Raw genomic sequence first — 3,684 nt, forward strand, 5'->3', positions numbered from 1 at the left:
TGCTGCGCGTACGACAGCGGCAGCGTCTCAGGACGAGGCTGTGGGGTGAGCGCGGTACGGACGGCGTCTCCGGTGTTGTCGATGAGTCGGGCCACTCCGGCGACGGTCGGCGCGGTGAACAGATCCCGGATGCTCAGTTCGGTGTCCAGGACGGCTCGGACCCTCGCGATCAGCCGCATGGCGAGGAGCGAGTCACCGCCGAGGTCGAAGAAGGAAGCCTCGGCACCGACCCGCTCCACTCCGAGGACTTCGGCGAACAGCCCGCAGAGCACCTCCTCCACCGGCGTCGCGGGACCGCGCCCACCGACCGGCCCGGCGAAGTCGGGGGCGGGCAGAGCCGCCCGGTCGAGCTTCCCGTTCGCCGTGACCGGCAGCGTGTCCAGCACCACCACGGCCGCCGGAACCATATAGTCCGGCAGGGTGGCGGCGACATGCTCGCGCAGAGCGCGACCCAGCTCGGGGTCGGCGTCCCCGGTGGTCATGACATAGGCGACCAGGCGCTTCTCGCCGGGACGGTCCTCACGGACGATGACGGCGGCCTGGTTCACCCGCTCGTGCGCGGCGAGCAGCGTCTGGATCTCCCCCGGCTCGACCCGGTAGCCACGGATCTTGACCTGGGAGTCCATCCGACCTGCGAAGACCAGCTCGCCGTCCTCGTTCCAGCGGACGATGTCACCGGTGCGGTACATCCGCCCGCCGTCGCCGTAGGGGCAGGCGACGAAGCGTTCTGCGGTCAGATCCGGGCGGTTCGAGTAGCCCCGGGCCAGGCCCGCGCCCGCGATGTACAGCTCGCCGTTCACCCCCGCCGGAAGCGGCTGGAGGAACTCGTCCAGGACGAACACACGGGTGTTGTCGCGAGGGCGGCCGATCGGCACATTCGCCGGGGCATCGGCGCCGGGCGGGAGGGTGTGCATGGTGGCGATGACGGTGGCCTCGGTCGGCCCGTACACATGGTGAACCGTCAGCTCGGGGCATGCCCCGCGTATGGCGTCCAGCGCTCCGGCCGCCATGATGTCACCGCCGGTCAGCACCTCGGAGAGGGCTCCGAGCGCGTCCGGGAACTCCTCTGCCAGCACGGCGAACAGCCCGGATGTCACATACATCGCCGTCGGCCGGCGCCCACGGAGCAGTCCGGCGACCGTCGCCGCGTCCGCCGTGCCCGGCGGGGCGATCACGATCCGGCCGCCGCTGACCAGCGGCACCCACATCTCGTAGGTGGAGGCGTCGAAAGTGTACGGGGAGTGGACCAGCACCCGCTCGCGGGCAGCCGCGCTCCAGCAGGCGTCGCCGACCAGGGCGGTCACGGCGCGGTGCGGGATCTCGACGCCCTTGGGCACACCGGTGGAACCGGAGGTGTACATCACGTACAGCAGATCGTCGCCGCTCACCACGGCGGAGACGACCGCCTCGGGGCCGGAGAGGAGTTCTTCCGCCACTGCGGTCTCGTGCGCCACCGCGGTCTCGTCCGCCACCGCGGTCTCATCGAGCTCCAGCAGACCGGCCCGGGCGGCTTCGACCACGGTGAGCACGACGGGTTCCAGGACGAGCCGTGTCCGTGCCGCCGGCCAGGAGGCGTCCACCGGTACGAATCCGGCTCCGGCCTTCGCGATGCCCAGCAGCACGGCCACCTGCTCGGCGGAGCGCTCCATCGCCACGCCGACCAGATCCCCGCGCCCCACCCCGCGTGCGTCCAGCCCGTACGCGACACGGTTCGCGGCCCGCTGAAGCTCCGCGTACGACCATTCTCCGTCGGGTGCGGTCACCGCGACGGCGTCCGGGGTGCGCCGCGCCTGCTCCTCGAACAGCTTCGTCAGGGAGGCGTCGGGGACCGGGCGGGCGGTGTCGTTCCACTCCTCGGTGACCTGGGCGAATTCGGCCTCGCCCAGGATGTCGATCCGGCTGAGCAGGGCCTCCGGGTCGGCCGCCAGCTGCTCCAGCACCCGCAGCAGCCGGCCGAGGATACGCTGGGCGTCGTCGGCGTCGAAAAGGTCGGGGCGGTAGTTCAGCCGCACGCCCAGACCGCCGATCGGACCGGCGACCAGACCGAGCGGATAGTTGATGGACTCCCGGGCTCCGGCCCCGGCCACCCGCAGACCGGGCGGCCCAGGCAGCAGTCCCGCGGCGTCGGACGAGCCCTCGTCGCCCACGCCGGACGGGAAGTTCTCGAACGCCATGATCGTGTCGAAGACGGCCCCGGGGCCCGCGACCCGCTGAATGTCGCTGAGGCTCAGATACTGGTAGTCGAGCAGCGCCGACTGCTCCGCCTGGAGCTCGGCCAGCAGCCCGGCGACCGTCTGCGCGGGGTCGAGCCGTACCCGTACCGGCACGGTGTTGATGAACAGCCCCAGCATGGTCTCCATGCCCGGCAGATCCGCGGGGCGGCCCGCGACGGCCGCGCCGAAGACCACATCCCCGCGGCCCGTCAGCTTGCCCACCAGGAGGGCCCAAGCGGCCTGGACCACCGTGTTCAGGGTGACCCCGTGGACCCGGACCAGCTCCCGCAGACCCTCGTCCAGCTCGTCGCTCGCCTTTCCGAAGACCACTTCGCCGTGGATCGCCGCCGCGTCCCGGTCCAGCGCGGTGACCAGGGTCGGCTCATCGGCGCCGGCCAGCGCCTCGCGCCAGACCTCCCGGGCCTCTTCCTTGTCCTGGCCGCCCAGCCATTCCAGATAGTTGCGGTACGGGGTGACCGGAGGCAGACCGCTCGTGCTGCCGCCCGCCTCGTACGCCGTCCACAGCTCCTGCATCAGGATCGGCAGCGACCAGCCGTCGAGCACGATGTGATGCAACGTGATCATCATCCGGTACCGGTCTGGGGCCACCTTGGCCAGCAGCACCTTCAGCAAGGGGGGCGCGGCCAGATCGAATCGCTGCCCACGCTCCTCCGCGCCGATCCGCTCCGCCTCGGCCAGCGCCTCGGTCTCGGACAGCCGGGACAGATCCTCTTCCCGCCAGGGCAGGACCACCTCACGCGCGACCACCTGTACGGGCTGATCCACCCCCGGCAGCTGCCGAAAACCGGCCCGCAGACTCGCGTGCCGATCCAGCAGCGCCTGCCACGACGCCCGCAGGGCCACCGCGTCGAGCGGGCCCTCAAGCGCCAGGGACATCTGCTCGACATAGACATCCGTGCCCTGCTCATCGAAGAGCGCGTGGAACAGCAGCCCCTCCTGCAACGGTGAAACCGGCCAAACATCCTCGACTCGCATCTGAGTCATCGTGCTCCCCCCTCGTTCGCGAGTTCGTTCTCAAGCTGGTCGATCTGCGTCTGGTCGAGCGTGATCAAAGAGAAGTCGGACGGGGTGTGCCCGCCGCTGCCGGAGCCGGAGGTCCGGTGGTTGGACAGGCCGGTCAGCATCGCCGCCCAGCCGTCCGCGAGCGCTTGTGCCGCTGCCTCGTCGATGAGGGCGCCGGGCCAGGCCAGGGTCAGTGTGAGCCGAGGCCCTTCAGCGAGGTCATGGACGACGCACATGGCCTCCAGGGCGTGCAGGACCGGGTACTCCCCGATGGCGACGCCCTTGGACTCGCTCGCGTCGGCCGGCGACCAGTCCTGCCGCGCTCCTTGAGCTGCCGCCGTGGCAGGGAACCGGCCGAGGTAGTTGAAGCCGATCTGAGCGGTGGGGAGTGCGGCCAGCTGGGGCGCGGTGTCCGGGTTGAGATAGCGCAGCAGGCCGTAGCCGAGTC

The 3,684-nt window shown here is 71.0% G+C and carries 2 protein-coding genes; both read right to left on the reverse strand.

Annotation, left to right across the window (positions count from 1 at the left end; genetic code table 11):
* The coding region (locus tag FF041_RS36665; protein ID WP_456154187.1) for an amino acid adenylation domain-containing protein at positions 1–3,176 on the reverse strand (3,176 nt) is incomplete at its 3' end.
* 38 nt (positions 3,177–3,214) lie between these two features.
* Positions 3,215–3,684, reverse strand: a 470-nt coding sequence (locus FF041_RS38580) for a hypothetical protein (RefSeq protein WP_194292345.1), incomplete at its 5' end; no start/stop codon positions are given.

It is taken from the genome of Streptomyces jumonjinensis, assembly GCF_009600885.1.
Lineage (GTDB): Bacteria > Actinomycetota > Actinomycetes > Streptomycetales > Streptomycetaceae > Streptomyces > Streptomyces jumonjinensis.